We start from the raw sequence: 15,249 nt of genomic DNA on the forward strand, positions 1-15,249 counted from the left end.
CTGGCTGAGCGGGGTCTTTTTTTGTGTGTTGCTTAAGGACGCTTGCGATTGCTGATCAGGGTGCCCACACCGGTATCGGTGAAGATTTCCAGCAAGATCGCGTTAGGAACCCGGCCATCGATGATCAGCGAACTGCCCACGCCGCCTTGCACCGCTTCCAGCGCGCAACGGATCTTCGGCAGCATGCCACCGTAGATAGTGCCGTCGGCGATCAGTTCGTCGACTTGCTGGGTGGTCAGGCCGGTCAGGACCGTGCCCGATTTGTCCATCAGGCCGGCGATGTTGGTCAGCAGCATCAGCTTTTCGGCTTTCAGTGCTTCGGCAACTTTACCCGCCACCAGGTCGGCGTTGATGTTGTAGGACTCGCCGTTGGCGCCAACGCCGATCGGCGCGATCACCGGGATGAAGTCGCCTTTGACCAGCAGGTTCAGCAAGTCGGTGTTGATCCCGACCACTTCGCCCACCTGGCCGATGTCGATGATTTCCGGCTGGGTCATCTCCGGCGTCTGGCGGGTCACGGTGAGTTTTTTCGCACGAATCAGCTCGGCGTCTTTACCGGTCAGGCCGATGGCGCTGCCGCCATGGCGGTTGATCAGGTTGACGATGTCCTTGTTGACCTGGCCACCGAGGACCATTTCCACCACGTCCATGGTCTGCGCGTCAGTGACACGCATGCCATCGATGAAGTGGCTCTCGATCGACAGGCGCTTGAGCAGGTCGCCGATTTGTGGGCCGCCACCGTGAACCACCACCGGGTTGATGCCGACGGCTTTCATCAGCACGATGTCGCGGGCGAAGCCGGTTTTCAGCTCCTCGCTTTCCATCGCGTTGCCGCCGTATTTGATCACCAGCGTCTTGCCGACATAGCGGCGGATGTAAGGCAGCGCTTCGGACAGGACCTTGGCGGTGTTGGCGGCGGCTTCGCGTTCGAGGGTCATTCAGGGCTCCGGCACTTCGATAAAAGGCGCTTTCAATAAATCAAAACGGTAGTTGGAGATCAGGTGCAACACGCTTCAACTGGACTTTGAACACGTCCTTGATGCGTTGCAGTTCCGCCTCGTCATCGGCCTCGAAGCGCAGCACCAGCACCGGTGTGGTGTTGGAGGCGCGAACCAGGCCCCAGCCTTTGGCGTAGTCGACTCGCACGCCGTCAATGGTGGTCAGGTCAGCGCCTTCGCCCCACTTCGCGTCGTGCAATGCATCAATGATGCTGAATTTGCTCTCTTCGGTCACATGGATATTGATTTCCGGCGTAGAAATATCGTTCGGGAAGGTCTCGAACAGCTCCTCCGCGGTGGATTTTTCCTTGCTGAGGATCTCCAGCAGCCGCGCGGCGCTGTAGATGCCGTCGTCGAAACCGAACCAGCGTTCCTTGAAGAAGATGTGCCCGCTCATTTCGCCGGCCAACAGGGCGCCGGTTTGTTTCATTTTCTTTTTGATCAACGAGTGACCGGTCTTCCACATTAGCGGACGACCGCCGTATTCCTTGATCAGTGGCGTCAGGCGGCGGGTGCATTTGACGTCGAAAATGATTTCCGCGTCCGGGTTGCGCGCTACCACGTCACGAGCGAACAGCATCAGCAGGCGGTCTGGGTAGACGATGCTGCCGGTGTTGGTCACCACGCCAACGCGGTCGCCGTCGCCGTCGAAGGCCAGGCCCAGGTCGGCGTTGGTTTCCTTGACCTTGGCAATCAGGTCGACGAGGTTTTCTGGCTTGCCCGGATCCGGATGATGGTTCGGGAAGTTGCCGTCGACTTCGCAGAACAGCGGGATGACTTCGCAGTTCAGGGCTTCGATCAGTTGCGGGGCGATCACGCCGGCCGCGCCGTTGCCGCAGTCGACCACGACTTTGAGGCGACGGGCGAGTTTGATGTCCTGGACGATTTCGGTGTTGTAGCGATCGAGGATTTCGACCTGGGTAATGCTGCCCTTGCCACTGCTCAGGTTGTTGGTCTTGAGGCGTTCGTGCAAGGCCTGGATCTGTTCGTTGGCCAGGGTGTCGCCAGCGATGACGATCTTGAAGCCGTTGTAGTTCGACGGGTTGTGGCTGCCGGTCAGCATGACACCGGATTTGCCGGCCAGTACGTTGGCGGCGTAATACAGCGCAGGCGTTGGCACCAGGCCGACGTCGCTGACGTGGCAGCCGCTGTCGGCCAGGCCCTTGATCAGTTGTTCTACCAGCTCCGGGCCTGACAGGCGCCCGTCGCGGCCAACCGAAACGTTGGGTTCGTCCTGGGCCAGGCTCTGGGAGCCGATGGCGCGACCAAGCCAATAAGCGGTTTCAGCGTTCAAGAATTCCGGGACGGTGCCGCGAATGTCGTAGGCGCGGAAAATGCTGTCGGGAAACTTGGGTGCGACTTGGGCTGGGGTGCTCATTACTGGGAATGCTCCATCTTTAAAGTGGCTGGACCTGCCTGCGAATAACTCGCCGGCTGGCTCAAACTGAAGGGTATGACGGCGTTTTCGGCAGAGAGTTCGTGGTGTGCAAAGGCCATGTCACCCGTATCGGCGAGCCAATGGCCGGCCAAAGCCTTGATTTTGAGCGGTAAACCTTCCAGATGGGTTTGTGCAATTTTCATCCGGAATCTAATGCCCGGGTTTTCGACCGGGCAGGGTACCCGGCCTGAAAACAGGCAATCAGTGGCTGCCGGAATGACCGAAACCGCCAGTGCCGCGCTGGGTTTCGACGAACTCTTCGACCATCTCGAAGTGCGCTTGAACCACCGGCACCAACACCAGTTGAGCCAGGCGTTCGCCGACCACGATGTTGAAATCGGTCTGACCACGATTCCAGCACGACACCATCAGCGGGCCCTGGTAATCGGAATCGATCAAGCCGACCAGGTTGCCCAGCACGATGCCGTGCTTATGACCCAGGCCGGAACGCGGCAGAATCAGCGCCGCCAGGCCAGGGTCGCCGATGTACACCGACAGGCCGGTAGGAATCAGCAGGGTTTCGCCCGGCTTGATCACGGTGTCTTTTTCCAGCATGGCGCGCAGGTCGAGGCCGGCGGAGCCAGGGGTGGCGTACTGCGGCAGCGGGAATTCGGTACCGATGCGGGGGTCGAGGATCTTGGCTTGCAAAGCGTGCATGTAAATTAAACCTGGTTCAGACGTTCGGCGATAAAAGTGATCAGCTGGCGGGCAATCTTGCTCTTGCTGGTCTGGGCGAAAAGTGTGGCATGTAACTGACGGTCGATCACGCTGCAGGCGTTTTCTTCGCTATTGAAACCAATGCTCGGGTTCGCGACGTCATTGGCGACGATCAAATCGAGGTTCTTGTCTTTCAACTTGCGGGCAGCGTAGTCGAGCAGGTGTTCGGTTTCGGCGGCGAAACCGACACTGAATGGACGGTCAGGGCGGGTGGCGATGGAGGCCAGGATGTCCGGGTTACGCACCATCTGTAGCAACAAGCCGTCGCCGTTCGTAGGATCTTTCTTGAGTTTCTGTGGGGCAACGACTTCCGGGCGGTAGTCTGCGACTGCTGCCGAGGCGATAAACAGGTCGCAGGGGATCGCGGCTTCACACGCGGCGAGCATGTCACGGGCGCTGACCACGTCGATGCGGGTGACGCGATCCGGCGTCGGCAGGTGCACCGGGCCGGTGATCAGGGTCACACGGGCGCCGGCTTCTACCGCGGCTTCGGCCAGGGCAAAGCCCATTTTGCCGGAACTGTGGTTGGTGATGTAGCGCACCGGGTCGATGTTTTCCTGGGTCGGGCCGGCGGTGATCAGCACGTGTTTGCCGGTCAGCGCCTGACGCTGGAAGCAGTCCGCCGCGCACTGGGCGAGTTCGATGGCTTCGAGCATGCGGCCCAGGCCGACGTCACCACAGGCCTGGCTGCCCGAGGCTGGGCCGAAGACTTTGAGGTCACGGTTTTCGAGGGTTTGCAGGTTGGCCTGGGTGGCCGGATCGCGCCACATCGCCTGATTCATCGCCGGGGCGACGGCGACCACGGCGTCGGTGGCCAGCACCAGCGTGGTCAGCAGGTCATCGGCAATGCCTTGGGCCAGACGGGCGATCAGGTCCGCGGTGGCGGGGGCGATCAGCACCAGGTCGGCCCATTTGGCCAGCTCGATGTGGCCCATGGCGGCTTCGGCCGCAGGGTCCAGCAGGTCGAGGTGGACCGGGTGCCCGGAGAGGGCCTGCATGGTTAGCGGGGTGATGAACTCACTGCCGCCGCGAGTCATGACCACGCGTACTTCGGCGCCCTGGTCGATCAAGCGACGAACCAGATCGGCGCTTTTGTAGGCAGCAATGCCGCCGCCGACGCCCAGAACGATGCGTTTCCGATACAGCCGCTGCATAGGTCTGCCTTTCAGTTCGTTGATGACTGCATGGCGATACCCCCTCCCCAGGGATGAAATCGCCCGCAAAAAAGATGGGCTACGATATCACAGCGACCGCTATGGAACAGCGGGCGCCCATATTCCAGGGAGGTGCTATGAGTATTCGCGATTGGCCGGCGGCCGAGCGGCCGCGGGAGAGATTGCTTGAACTGGGGGCCGCGAGTCTTTCGGACGCCGAACTGCTGGCCATTTTTTTACGAACCGGCGTGTCCGGCAAAAGCGCAGTGGACCTGGCGCGGCACTTGTTGAATCAGTTTGGCAGCCTGCGCTCGTTACTCGAGGCTGATCAGGCAGCGTTCAGCAGGCAGTTGGGGCTCGGGCCGGCAAAATTCGCTCAGTTGCAGGCGGCACAGGAAATGGGCAGGCGGCATTTGGCCGAACGTGCGCGCCAGAAATCGGCGCTGGAAAATCCGCAGGCGGTTCGTGATTACCTGACGTCGATGCTCCGCCACGAGCCTCATGAGGTGTTCGGCTGTCTGTTTCTGGACTCCAGGCATCAAGTGCTGTCCTTCGAGGCGTTGTTTCGCGGCTCGATCGACAGCACGAGTGTCCATCCCCGGCAGGTGGTCAAGCGGGCCCTGGCCCACAACGCCGCAGCGTTGATTCTCTGCCACAATCACCCGTCGGGTAATACCAGCCCCAGTCAGGCCGATCGCACGTTGACCAAGCGCCTGCAGGAGGCGCTGGAGTTGATCGATGTGCGGGTGCTCGACCATTTCATCATCGGTGACGGCGAGCCGCTGTCCATGGCCGAGTATGGGTGGATGTAGGCGAGGGGAATACGAATCCCATGTGGGAGCGGGCTTGCTCGCGAAAGCGGTGTATCAGGCGACATCAACATTGACTGGGCCGCCGTCTTCGCGAGCAAGCCCGCTCCCACAGGATTTGTGGCGACGCTGATTATTTGAGGTTGACCTTGGAGTAATCCTGGCGGCCGAACGGGCTGACCGAATACCCCTCGACATCCTTGCGTGTCAGTGCGAACGCAGTCGGATGAGCCAGTGGCAGCCAAAGCGCCTGCTGCTGGATCTGCGCCTGGGCCTGTTCGTAGAGCTTGGTGCGCACACCTTGCTCGCTGGTGGTCTTGCCGGCACTGATCTGCTTGTCCAGGTCCTGATTGCAGTAACGGGCGAAGTTGGTGCCGGACTTGAGGGCGGCGCAGGAAAACTGCGGCGTGAGGAAGTTGTCCGGGTCCCCATTGTCACCGGCCCAGCCCATGAACAGCAGGTCGTGTTCACCGGCCTTGGCGCGGCGAATCAACTCGCCCCATTCGATCACCCGAATCTCGGCTTGAATACCGATCTGCGCGAGGTCCGATTGCAGCATTTGCGCGCTGAGGCTCGGGTTCGGGTTGAGCAGGCTGCCGGAAGGTCGGGTCCAGATAGTGGTGTTGAAACCGTCCTTGAGCCCGGCCTTGGCCATCAATGCCCGCGCTTTTTCGACGTCATGCGGGTAGCCCGGCAAACCTTTGGCGTAACTCCAGGTGTTCGGCGGGTATGGGCCATTGGCGGGCTCGGCGGTGTCTTCGAACACGGCCTTGACGTAGTTGGCCTTGTCGAACGCGAGGTTGATCGCCTGGCGCACTTCAGGCTTGTCCAGCGGTGGATGCTGGCTGTTGATGGCGACGAACGCGGTCATGAACGCGTCCGTCTTTTCCACTTTCAAAGTGGGTTCCTTCAACGCCGATTGTACGTCCAGCGGCTTGGGCGACAGAGCGATCTGGCACTCGTTGCGGCGCAACTTCTGCAGGCGCACGTTGGCATCCGGGGTGATGGCAAAGATCAGCGGGTCCACCGACGGCTTGCCACGGAAGTAGTCCGGGTTGGCCTTGTAGCGAATCGAGGCATCTTTCTGGAAGCGCGTGAAGATGAAAGGGCCGGTACCGATCGGCTGGCTGTTGAGTTTCTCCGGGGTGCCGGCCTTCATCAGTTTGTCGGCGTATTCGGCGGAATAGATCGAGGCGAAGCCCATGCTCAGGGTCGCGAGGAAAGTCGAGTCGGGATGGTCGAGGGTGAAGCGCACGGTCAATGGGTCCAGCGCGTCGATCTTCTTGATCAATGCGGGCAACTGCATCGACTGGGCATGCGGGAAGCCACTCTGGGCCACTTTGTGCCACGGGTTTGCAGGGTCGAGCATGCGGTCGAAGCTGAACTTCACGTCTTCGGCGGTCAGATCGCGAGTCGGGTTGAAATAGTCGGTGTGGTGGAACTTGACCTTCGGGTGCAATTTGAAGACATAGGTCAAGCCGTCGGGCGTAACTTCCCAGCTGTCCGCGAGGCCGGCGACCACTTTGCCGCTGGCCGTATCGAAGTCCACCAGGCGGTTCATCAGCACATCGGCCGAGGCGTTGGTGGTGGTCAGCGAGTTGTATTGCACCACATCGAAGCCTTCAGGGCTGGCCTCGGTGCAGACGCTCAAGGCCGCGGCCATAGCCTGTGGGCTCAGCAGCAGCGGGGCAAGCAACAGCGGTAGGGCAGCGAGGCGCATGGTCGGATTCCTTTACAGATCGAAGGCCCATCTGCAAGTGCAGTCTGGAAAAGGCTTACCCTAGTAGGCTCTTTTGCAAATGACTATCCCCTTTTTCATTTTAAGGGGACTATGTGCGATTGATTCAGGTGTGCGGCGGTTGGCAAAACCCTGGATTGGTGGCTCTGCCGATTTTCTGCGACGAGTGGTCGCTATCGACGACAGCCTTTGTCTTGGGCACTCGGAGCCAGAAAAAACGGGTTTTTATCAACTCGGCGCACACGGAATGTTGTTGCTCTTCAGTCTTTCTGGTATAAAGCAGCGCTCTTTTCTAGGGGCCCGGTTCCTTCACTGTAGGTGTAGCCGGTAAGACCTCTAAAGAAACGCGGCGCCTGGCGCCAAATGACTGAGAGATTAAGCGGCCAACCCATGCCGGGTTGGGCATGTGGTTTTAGAGGGCTGAGGCATGTCGAGAGTATGTCAAGTTACCGGTAAGGGTCCGGTGACTGGGAATAACATTTCCCACGCAAACAACAAAACCCGTCGTCGTTTCCTGCCGAACCTGCAGCATCACCGCTTCTGGGTTGAAGAAGAGAAACGTTTCGTGCGTCTGCGCGTATCTGCCAAAGGCATGCGTATCATCGACAAGCGTGGCATCACTGTCGTGCTGGCCGAAATCCGCGCTGCTGGCAAGATCTAAGGGAGCTAATCATGCGTGAATTGATTCGTTTGATTTCGAGCGCCGGTACTGGTCACTTCTACACTACCGACAAGAACAAGCGCACTACTCCGGACAAAATCGAGATCAAGAAATTTGATCCGGTTGTTCGCAAGCACGTGATCTACAAAGAAGGCAAAATCAAGTAATTGATTTTTCCCTCTTACAAAAAAGGCCCGTATCGCGAGATACGGGCCTTTTTTGTTGGGCGCAAAAACTGCCGGTTTTTTCAGCCGCACTGAATGCTGACGATGATTTTGTCGGCATCGGTCAGCAGGCTGATACGACGGGGGACCCGTTTGCGATCCGATGCAAATCCTGGCCCAGTGACCCGGACCGGTGCGCCATTTGCCCTGGCGCGGACTTCTTCGAGCAATTCGGGGGTGTACATCTGGCCAATGGTGTATTGAGCGATCGTGACGTCGCATTGATCTGGATTGTCAGGCATGTTGCCTCCTTGCCAAACGAAACACTCGATGCAGGATATCGGGCGTTTCGTGTTGCTATAAGCGACTGGCCAGCCCACTCAGCCTCAGGGCTGAGCAGTGCAAGGTGCTGTGCAAATCAATTGCCCATGGTGACATGGGTGATGATTTCGTTTTCGACCAGCAGATTGATGCGTGCAGGGTTGTAGTCTTTGGTCATGATGAAGCCGATGCCTCTCGGTCGTACGGCCAGACCGGTCTTGTTGGCGAGTTCTGCACGCAGCTCCTCGGAGTATTGCCGTCCGAGGTACTGGTTTGCGGTGTCCAGGTGTTGTTGCAAATCAATGGTCATGTATTGCTTCCTTGCGATAGCTGGAATGAGCGATTGTGCTCCCGACATCCGTCATGGATGGCGTGGGGGAATAGTGGAATAGCCCCGATGATTTATCACCTGTCGGTCTGTGTCGCGATGTTTTGCCACCCGCCCGGCCAATTGAAAAGCCCATCACGAGGGATGGGCTTTCGGTAGCGCAATGGCTGGTTTCAGGCTTTTTGTTCGAACACCACGTAGATTTTGCGGCACGGTTCCAGCACTTCCCAAGTGCCCCTGAACCCGGCAGGGATCACGAAGCGATCGCCCACGCGCAAGGTCTTGCCGTTGCCGTCGTTATCGCGCAGCACTGAAACGCCCTGAACGATCTCGCAATATTCGTGCTCGGTGTAGTTCACATGCCACTGCCCGACTTCTCCCTCCCAAACGCCTGCACTCATCTGGCCGCAAGGGCTGTTGTAGTGGTTGTACACTGCTTGTTCGGGGTCGCCCTTGAGGACTTTTGCCGGGTCCGGCCGATAGCGATCGGGCTGGGTGGTAGCCTGGCTGAAGTCGACGATGTCCTGGATGCTCATTGTTGTAATCCCCCGTGATTGCGGCGCGAGTGGCTGTAAGGCTCAAAGTCTATGTTTATTAAAATGAACACTGCAACCCCGTTTACCGACCTTGTGTCAAATATATTGAAACAACCCCGGCCACTGGTTTAGGGTGGCAGTTGCCCTGGGCCGAAAGTGCAGGCTGGCCAGGCAGCATTCCTGAGATCGCCCGCGAAGTACGCGGGGCGTTCGCATCCTACAAGAGGAGGACACTCGTATGACCACCCTGACTCGTGCCGATTGGGAGCAGCGGGCTCGCGATCTGAAGATCGAAGGCCGCGCCTACATCAATGGCGAATACACCGATGCCGTCTCCAGCGAGACCTTCGAGTGCATCAGCCCCGTGGATGGCCGTCTGCTGGGCAAGATCGCCAGCTGTGACGCCGCCGACGCCCAGCGCGCTGTTGAAAACGCTCGCGCCACGTTCAGTTCCGGCGTCTGGTCGCGCCTGGCTCCGACCAAGCGCAAAGCCACCATGATTCGTTTCGCCAGCCTGCTGAAACAGCATGCCGAAGAACTGGCGCTGCTTGAAACCCTGGACATGGGCAAGCCGATCAGTGACTCCCTGTACATCGACGTTCCCGGCGCGGCCCAAGCCCTGAGCTGGAGCGGTGAAGCCATCGACAAGATCTACGACGAGGTCGCCGCGACACCGCACGATCAGCTCGGCTTGGTCACTCGCGAGCCGGTCGGTGTGGTCGGCGCCATCGTGCCGTGGAACTTCCCGTTGATGATGGCCTGCTGGAAACTCGGGCCGGCACTGTCCACCGGTAACTCGGTGATCCTCAAGCCGTCCGAAAAATCGCCGCTGACCGCTATTCGCATCGCTGCGCTGGCCGTCGAAGCCGGCATTCCGAAAGGCGTGCTGAACGTACTGCCGGGCTACGGTCACACCGTCGGCAAGGCCCTGGCGCTGCACAATGACGTGGACACCCTGGTGTTCACCGGTTCGACCAAGATCGCCAAGCAACTGCTGATCTACTCGGGCGAATCGAATATGAAGCGCGTCTGGCTCGAAGCCGGCGGCAAAAGCCCGAACATCGTGTTCGCCGATGCGCCGGACCTGCAAGCGGCCGCCGAATCTGCTGCCAGCGCTATTGCCTTCAATCAGGGCGAGGTGTGCACCGCCGGTTCGCGCCTGCTGGTCGAGCGCTCGATCAAGGACACCTTCCTGCCGCTGGTGATCGAGGCGCTGAAAGCCTGGACGCCGGGCAACCCGCTGGACCCGGCGACCACCGTCGGCGCACTGGTGGATACCCAGCAGATGAACACCGTGCTGTCGTACATCGAGTCTGGTCACACCGACGGCGCCAAGCTGGTGGCTGGCGGCAAACGTATGCTTCAGGAGACCGGTGGCACCTACGTTGAACCGACGATTTTCGACGGCGTCAGCAATGCGATGAAAATCGCTCAGGAAGAAATTTTCGGCCCGGTGCTGTCGGTGATTGCGTTCGATACCGCCGAGGAAGCTATCCAGATTGCCAACGACACCCCATATGGCCTCGCCGCAGCGGTGTGGACCAAGGATATTTCCAAGGCTCACCTGACCGCCAAGGCGCTGCGTGCCGGTAGCGTTTGGGTCAACCAGTACGACGGCGGCGACATGACCGCGCCGTTCGGTGGCTTCAAGCAGTCCGGAAACGGCCGCGACAAATCACTGCATGCGTTCGACAAGTACACCGAGCTGAAGGCGACCTGGATCAAGCTGTAAGCCAGTGAAGGAGCCCGGTAGTCAATCGGGCTCCTGAACAACGCAGATCCCTTGTGGGAGCGGGCTTGCTCGCGAAGGCGCCGTAACAGCCAACGATGATGTTGGATGTGATGGCCTCTTCGCGAGCAAGCCCGCTCCCACATTTGTTTTGTGTCGTCTGTGAAAAATAATATCCACAGGAGCGTGGAACATGCGTTGGGCGACTTATTTCGCCGTGTTGGCGTCTGTCTTGAGTGTCGGCCTGGCCCTGGGTGTCAGCATGCCGTTGGTGTCGTTTCGCCTGGAAGGCTGGGGTTATGGCTCGTTTGCCATTGGTGTGATGGCGTCCATGCCGGCCATTGGCGTGCTGCTGGGCGCGAAGATCTCCAGCCACCTGGCGGCGCATCTCGGTACGGCTAATCTGATGCGCCTGTGCCTGTGGGCCGGGGCGTTGTCCATAGGTTTGCTGGCGCTGCTGCCGAGTTACCCGGTGTGGCTGGTGCTGCGGCTGATGATCGGGGTGATCCTGACCCTCGTCTTCATTCTCGGTGAAAGCTGGATCAACCAACTGGTGGTCGAGCAATGGCGCGGCCGATTGGTGGCGCTGTATGGCAGCAGCTACGCATTGAGTCAGCTGGCCGGCCCCTTGCTGCTGGGCGTGCTGGGCACTGAGCATGATTACGGTTTCTGGGTCGGCGTCGGTTTGCTGACCGCGGCACCGTTTCTATTGCTGGGTCGCAGCGGTGCACCGACCAGCGAAGCCTGCAGCGTGACCTTCAGTGACTTGCTGGGCTTCTGCCGCGGCCTGCCGGCGATTGCCTGGGCGGTGTCGTTGTTTGCGGCGTTTGAAGCGATGATCCTGACCTTGTTGCCGGTGTATTGCCTGCGGCAAGGCTTTACCACCGACATTGCCTTGGCGATGGTCAGCACGGTGGTGGTGGGCGATGCCTTGCTGCAGTTGCCGATTGGCGCGCTGGCTGATCGCTTGTCGCGGCGTACGCTGTTCACCGGCTGCGCGGTTGTCTTGCTGGTGTCGAGCCTGGCGATTCCGCTGCTGATCGACACGCTGCTGATCTGGCCCCTGTGGGTGTTGTTTGGCGCCAGTGCCGGCGGTCTGTTCACCTTGTCACTGATCCTGATCGGCGAGCGTTATCGCGACGATGCGTTGGTGCGGGCCAATGCCCACATTGCGCAGCTGTGGGGGATCGGCTGCCTGATCGGCCCGTTGGCGGCAGGTGCCGGCAGTCAATGGATCAGCGGTCACGCCTTGCCGCTGTTGATGGCGGCCGGCGCGTTCGGATTGGTGATTCTGCTGTCGCGGCAAGGGGCGTTTGGCGCGGTCGCCGAGCCTGCTTGACGCAAAACTGTCAGTCAGCCCTATACCCTGTGGGAGCGGCGGTGCGGCGATCCGACTTGCTCGCGAAGACGGCGGCCCAGTCAATATTGATGTCGCCTGACACACCGCTTTCGCGAGCAAGTCGGATCGCCGCACCGCCGCTCCCACAGGGGTTACAACATGCGCTCCAGGCCGACCGTCGTACTGAGCCAGGAATTGAACCGCCGCCACCAGCTCCCTGGCTCTCTGGTCAATACGTGCATTTTGCCGTCGTCTTCAGTCGCCCAGACGACCCGGCCATTTTCCAGCTTCACCTGATAGCTCAGCGGCGGCGCCATACCCTCCAGCGCCGCTTTTTGCACATACGCGGCCAGTTCCGGGCTGTCCACCAGCACGCCGACTTCGGTGTTCCACAATACCGAGCGCGGGTCGAAATTGAACGAGCCAATAAAAGACTTCTGCTGGTCGAAAATCATCGCCTTGCTGTGCAGGCTGGAATCGGAGCCTCGGTAAGAGCTGCCGTAAAATACAGGCCCGCTGCCGCCGCCTTCGCCGGGCTGACGTCGCAATTCGTACAGCTTCACCCCATGCTCCAGCAACGCCTTGCGATAGGGTGCGTAGCCGCCATGCACTGCCGGTACGTCGGTGGCTTCAAGGGAGTTGGTCAACAAGCTCACCGACACCCCGGCATCGGCCCGGCCGGTCAGGTAAACCAGTCCCGGCTGGCCGGGCACGAAGTACGCCGAAATCATGATCAATTCTTTGCTGACACCCGTAAGCGCGGGTGCCAATTGGGTGGTCAGCAGCAAATGCGGATCGGGATCACCCTTCGACAGTACTTTGCTGGGGGCATCCCACAGCGCCTGGTTCCAGGCCCAGATCAATTCGCGGCGCCAGATGTCCATTCGTGGATTGGTGGTGAAGGTCATCAGTTGTTGATACAGCGCATGATTCTGTTTGCGCGTTTCTTCCAGCGATTCTTCCAGGCGGGTGCGGCTGTTCTGCAGATCCGTTTGCGTCGGTTTGTGCGACAGAAACTCATCGATCGGTTTGCTCAGCGCGCTGTTCCAGTATTGATCGAAGCTGTGTCCGAGTTGCTCGGCGACCGGGCCGATGCCGAGCATGTCGATGTCGGTAAAATTCAAGTTGGGCTCGGCATCGAAATACTCGTCACCCAAATTGCGCCCGCCCACGATCGCCGCGCTGTTATCCGCAAGCCACAACTTGTTGTGCATGCGCCGGTGTTGCAACGACAGGTCGAACAGCCGGCCCATGGCCCGCGTCACGCCCGTGGCACGGCCCAGGTGCAGCGGATTGAACAAGCGGATCTCAATTTGCGGATGCGCTGCCAGCGTGCCGATGGTCCAGTCCAGGCCGTCGCTGGTGGTGTCGTCGAGCAGGATCCTCACCCGCACGCCGCGGTCGGCAGCCTTGAGCAATTCGTCCACCAGCATCCGGGTGCTGATCCCGTCATGGACAATGTAGTACTGCAAATCGAGACTGCTCTGGGCGTTGCGAATCAGTTCGGCGCGGGCAGTGAAGGCTTCACTGCTGTTGGACAGCAAGCGAAATCCGGATTTGCCTTCATGGGAAGCCGCCTGGGCTTGAATCGAGCGACCGAACGCCGAGTCGCTGGCAGGCAGCGCCTGGCTCGGTTCGCGCTGAACGTCGAAGCTGGCGCAACCGCCCAGGAACGAGGCGAGTAGCAGAAGAGCGAGCAGGGGCTGTCTGAATCTCACGTGGGAACGTTCCGATTGGCGGCAGGTGTCGGCATATGGACGCTGGTTTCCCGATAAAGGTCAGTCAGTGATGCTGTCAGTTTCAGCGAGCAGCTTGATGGCGGCGGTGCCGACCTTGCGCACCGCTTCTTCGATCTGCGGTGTTGGTTTGGCAGCGTAGTTCATCCGCAGGCAATTGCGGTACTTGCCCGAAGCGGAAAAAATGCTGCCGACGGCAATCTGTACGCCCTGGTCGTGCAAGGCGCGATTCAGTTTCAAGGTGTCGAAGCCCTCTGGCAGTTCAACCCAGAGCATGAAGCTGCCTTGGGGGCGACTGGCCCGTGTACCCGCGGGAAAATAGCGGGTGACCCAATCGATCATCGCGTCGCGATTGCGCTGGTATTGGCTGCGCATCCGCCGCAAATGCGGTTCGAAGTGCCCGGCCTTGAGGAATTCGGCAATGGCGATCTGCGGTTGCGGTGCGGTGGAACCGGTGCTGATGTACTTCATGTGCAGCACCCGTTCCAGATAACGTCCCGGCGCCACCCAGCCGATGCGTAGGCCCGGTGCCAGGGTCTTGGAAAAGGAACTGCACAGCAGGACGCGGCCGTCCTCGTCGAAGGATTTGATCGTGCGCGGTCGCGGATAGGTGTAGGCCAGTTCGCCATACACATCATCCTCGATGATCGCCACGTCGAACCGCTGTGCCAGTGTCAACAGTGCGCGCTTTCGCGATTCGGGCATGATGTAGCCCAGCGGATTGTTGCAGTTGGGGGTCAACTGTATGGCCTTGATCGGCCATTGTTCCAGTGCCAGTTCAAGGGCGTCGAGGCTGATTCCGGTGAGCGGGTCGGTAGGGATTTCCAGGGCTTTCATGCCCAGCCCCTTGAGGGTCTGCATGGCGCCGTGAAAGCTTGGCGAATCCACGGCCACGATATCTCCCGGCTCGCAGATGGCACGGATGCTGGTGGACAGCGCTTCGTGGCAACCGGTGGTGACCACCAGGTCGCTGGCGCTAAACTGGCAGCCGGAGTCGAGCATCAATCGGGCGATCTGCTCGCGCAGTTCGAGGGTGCCGTGGATGTTGTCGTAATACAGACCGGGCATGTCCTGCCGCCGGCTGATCCGTGCCAGGCCGCGCAGCAGCGGTTTCAGGGTCGGCGTGGTGATGTCCGGCATGCCGCGACCCAGTTGCACCACGTCCTTGCGTGGCACCGCGCGAATCAACTCCAGTACCTGATCCCACTGGGAAATATCCACCGGTCGTTGCGCCGGACGGCCAATCGCCGGCAGCTCCGGCAGCTCGCGACTCACCGGCACGAAATAGCCCGACTTGGGTTTCGGCATCGCCAGGCCGCTGTCTTCCAGCATCCGATAGGCCTGTTGCACGGTGCTCAGGCTGACGCCGTGCTCGACGCTCAACGCCCGCACCGACGGCAGCCGGTCGCCGGGGCGATAGAAGCCCTGTTCGATACGCGTGCCGAGCAACTCGGCGAGGTTGACGTAAAGGGTCATGGCGCTGTCTCGGTGTGGGTGGTTCGGTTGACCAATACAGATGAGGCAAAAAATTGCGATTCAGAGGTTAATACAGCGATTCTGTATGGAATTAATACAATTGCG

General features: G+C 60.0%; 15 protein-coding genes and 1 pseudogene. 5 read left to right on the top strand and 11 right to left on the bottom strand.

The genetic code is table 11. The features are described from left to right. Positions 1–32: 32 nt before the first annotated feature. The 5 genes and pseudogenes from argB to coaBC form a co-directional block, all read right to left on the bottom strand. Positions 33–938: an acetylglutamate kinase gene (argB, locus tag F8N80_RS09485; protein WP_045059191.1), complete on the bottom strand. Its 906-nt coding sequence runs from the start codon at positions 936–938 to the stop codon at positions 33–35. A gap of 40 nt (positions 939–978) precedes the next feature. Continuing rightward, positions 979–2,382, bottom strand: a pseudogene (locus F8N80_RS09490) (phosphomannomutase/phosphoglucomutase); the annotation flags it as partial. After that, entirely contained in the window at positions 2,376–2,579 is a 204-nt protein-coding gene (locus F8N80_RS09495) for a hypothetical protein (protein ID WP_191632890.1), read from the bottom strand. The gene F8N80_RS09495 and the pseudogene F8N80_RS09490, both read right to left, overlap by 7 nt. A gap of 58 nt (positions 2,580–2,637) precedes the next feature. Further along, entirely contained in the window at positions 2,638–3,093 is a 456-nt protein-coding gene (gene dut, locus F8N80_RS09500) for a dUTP diphosphatase (RefSeq protein ID WP_019580468.1), read from the bottom strand. 5 nt (positions 3,094–3,098) lie between these two features. Beyond that, positions 3,099–4,307, bottom strand: a complete 1,209-nt coding sequence (gene coaBC, locus F8N80_RS09505; RefSeq protein ID WP_150745151.1) for a bifunctional phosphopantothenoylcysteine decarboxylase/phosphopantothenate--cysteine ligase CoaBC — start codon at positions 4,305–4,307, stop codon at positions 3,099–3,101. Positions 4,308–4,444: 137 nt separating this feature from the next. Between coaBC and radC the strand changes: the two genes are divergently transcribed. Then, positions 4,445–5,119 (top strand): RadC family protein, encoded by a 675-nt coding sequence (gene radC, locus F8N80_RS09510; RefSeq protein ID WP_150745152.1) that lies wholly within the window; start codon positions 4,445–4,447, stop codon positions 5,117–5,119. 130 nt (positions 5,120–5,249) lie between these two features. On the opposite strand, the gene F8N80_RS09515 is transcribed toward radC, so the two are convergent. Next, a complete protein-coding gene (locus F8N80_RS09515; RefSeq protein WP_150745153.1) occupies positions 5,250–6,836 on the bottom strand; it encodes an ABC transporter substrate-binding protein in 1,587 nt (528 codons plus the stop codon). Positions 6,837–7,281: 445 nt separating this feature from the next. Here F8N80_RS09515 and rpmB point away from each other — a divergent pair, with 445 nt between their 5' ends. Both rpmB and rpmG read left to right on the top strand, forming a co-directional pair. After that, on the top strand, positions 7,282–7,515 hold the full coding sequence (gene rpmB, locus F8N80_RS09520; protein ID WP_003176907.1) for a 50S ribosomal protein L28: 234 nt from the start codon (positions 7,282–7,284) through the stop codon (positions 7,513–7,515). Positions 7,516–7,526: 11 nt separating this feature from the next. After that, a complete protein-coding gene (gene rpmG / locus F8N80_RS09525) occupies positions 7,527–7,682 on the top strand; it encodes a 50S ribosomal protein L33 (RefSeq protein WP_007894709.1) in 156 nt (51 codons plus the stop codon). An 80-nt stretch (positions 7,683–7,762) separates the two neighbouring features. Here rpmG and F8N80_RS09530 read toward each other — a convergent pair whose 3' ends face one another. The 3 genes from F8N80_RS09530 to F8N80_RS09540 form a co-directional block, all read right to left on the bottom strand. Next, a complete protein-coding gene (locus F8N80_RS09530) occupies positions 7,763–7,981 on the bottom strand; it encodes an I78 family peptidase inhibitor (protein WP_150783750.1) in 219 nt (72 codons plus the stop codon). Positions 7,982–8,097: 116 nt separating this feature from the next. After that, positions 8,098–8,310 (bottom strand): hypothetical protein, encoded by a 213-nt coding sequence (locus tag F8N80_RS09535; protein WP_150745155.1) that lies wholly within the window; start codon positions 8,308–8,310, stop codon positions 8,098–8,100. Between the two features lie 191 nt (positions 8,311–8,501). Beyond that, on the bottom strand, positions 8,502–8,864 hold the full coding sequence (locus F8N80_RS09540; protein WP_150745156.1) for a cupin domain-containing protein: 363 nt from the start codon (positions 8,862–8,864) through the stop codon (positions 8,502–8,504). Between the two features lie 238 nt (positions 8,865–9,102). On the opposite strand from F8N80_RS09540, the gene F8N80_RS09545 reads away from it, so the two are divergent. Together F8N80_RS09545 and F8N80_RS09550 are read left to right on the top strand one after the other, a co-directional pair. Next, a complete protein-coding gene (locus tag F8N80_RS09545) occupies positions 9,103–10,596 on the top strand; it encodes an aldehyde dehydrogenase (protein ID WP_150745157.1) in 1,494 nt (497 codons plus the stop codon). 190 nt (positions 10,597–10,786) lie between these two features. Further along, positions 10,787–11,932: an MFS transporter gene (locus tag F8N80_RS09550; RefSeq protein ID WP_150783751.1), complete on the top strand. Its 1,146-nt coding sequence runs from the start codon at positions 10,787–10,789 to the stop codon at positions 11,930–11,932. 152 nt (positions 11,933–12,084) lie between these two features. Here F8N80_RS09550 and F8N80_RS09555 read toward each other — a convergent pair whose 3' ends face one another. Together F8N80_RS09555 and F8N80_RS09560 are read right to left on the bottom strand one after the other, a co-directional pair. After that, the gene (locus tag F8N80_RS09555) at positions 12,085–13,650 is read right to left on the bottom strand and encodes a phospholipase D family protein (RefSeq protein ID WP_150745159.1); all 1,566 of its coding nucleotides are present in this window, start codon (positions 13,648–13,650) and stop codon (positions 12,085–12,087) included. A gap of 60 nt (positions 13,651–13,710) precedes the next feature. Further along, entirely contained in the window at positions 13,711–15,144 is a 1,434-nt protein-coding gene (locus F8N80_RS09560; RefSeq protein WP_150783752.1) for an aminotransferase-like domain-containing protein, read from the bottom strand. Positions 15,145–15,249 lie beyond the last annotated feature (105 nt).

It is taken from the genome of Pseudomonas fluorescens (assembly GCF_902497995.1).
In the GTDB taxonomy this organism is placed as follows: domain Bacteria; phylum Pseudomonadota; class Gammaproteobacteria; order Pseudomonadales; family Pseudomonadaceae; genus Aquipseudomonas; species Aquipseudomonas fluorescens_BK.

Coding starts and splice junctions, on each gene's coding strand:
- F8N80_RS09545 (WP_150745157.1), top strand. CDS start 9,103: ATGACCACCCTGACTCGTGCCGATTGGGAGCAGCGGGCTCGCGATCTG.
- coaBC (WP_150745151.1), bottom strand. CDS start 4,307: ATGCAGCGGCTGTATCGGAAACGCATCGTTCTGGGCGTCGGCGGCGGC.
- F8N80_RS09495 (WP_191632890.1), bottom strand. CDS start 2,579: ATGAAAATTGCACAAACCCATCTGGAAGGTTTACCGCTCAAAATCAAG.
- F8N80_RS09515 (WP_150745153.1), bottom strand. CDS start 6,836: ATGCGCCTCGCTGCCCTACCGCTGTTGCTTGCCCCGCTGCTGCTGAGC.
- dut (WP_019580468.1), bottom strand. CDS start 3,093: ATGCACGCTTTGCAAGCCAAGATCCTCGACCCCCGCATCGGTACCGAA.
- argB (WP_045059191.1), bottom strand. CDS start 938: ATGACCCTCGAACGCGAAGCCGCCGCCAACACCGCCAAGGTCCTGTCC.
- F8N80_RS09560 (WP_150783752.1), bottom strand. CDS start 15,144: ATGACCCTTTACGTCAACCTCGCCGAGTTGCTCGGCACGCGTATCGAA.
- F8N80_RS09535 (WP_150745155.1), bottom strand. CDS start 8,310: ATGACCATTGATTTGCAACAACACCTGGACACCGCAAACCAGTACCTC.
- F8N80_RS09540 (WP_150745156.1), bottom strand. CDS start 8,864: ATGAGCATCCAGGACATCGTCGACTTCAGCCAGGCTACCACCCAGCCC.
- radC (WP_150745152.1), top strand. CDS start 4,445: ATGAGTATTCGCGATTGGCCGGCGGCCGAGCGGCCGCGGGAGAGATTG.
- F8N80_RS09550 (WP_150783751.1), top strand. CDS start 10,787: ATGCGTTGGGCGACTTATTTCGCCGTGTTGGCGTCTGTCTTGAGTGTC.
- rpmG (WP_007894709.1), top strand. CDS start 7,527: ATGCGTGAATTGATTCGTTTGATTTCGAGCGCCGGTACTGGTCACTTC.
- F8N80_RS09530 (WP_150783750.1), bottom strand. CDS start 7,981: ATGCCTGACAATCCAGATCAATGCGACGTCACGATCGCTCAATACACC.
- rpmB (WP_003176907.1), top strand. CDS start 7,282: ATGTCGAGAGTATGTCAAGTTACCGGTAAGGGTCCGGTGACTGGGAAT.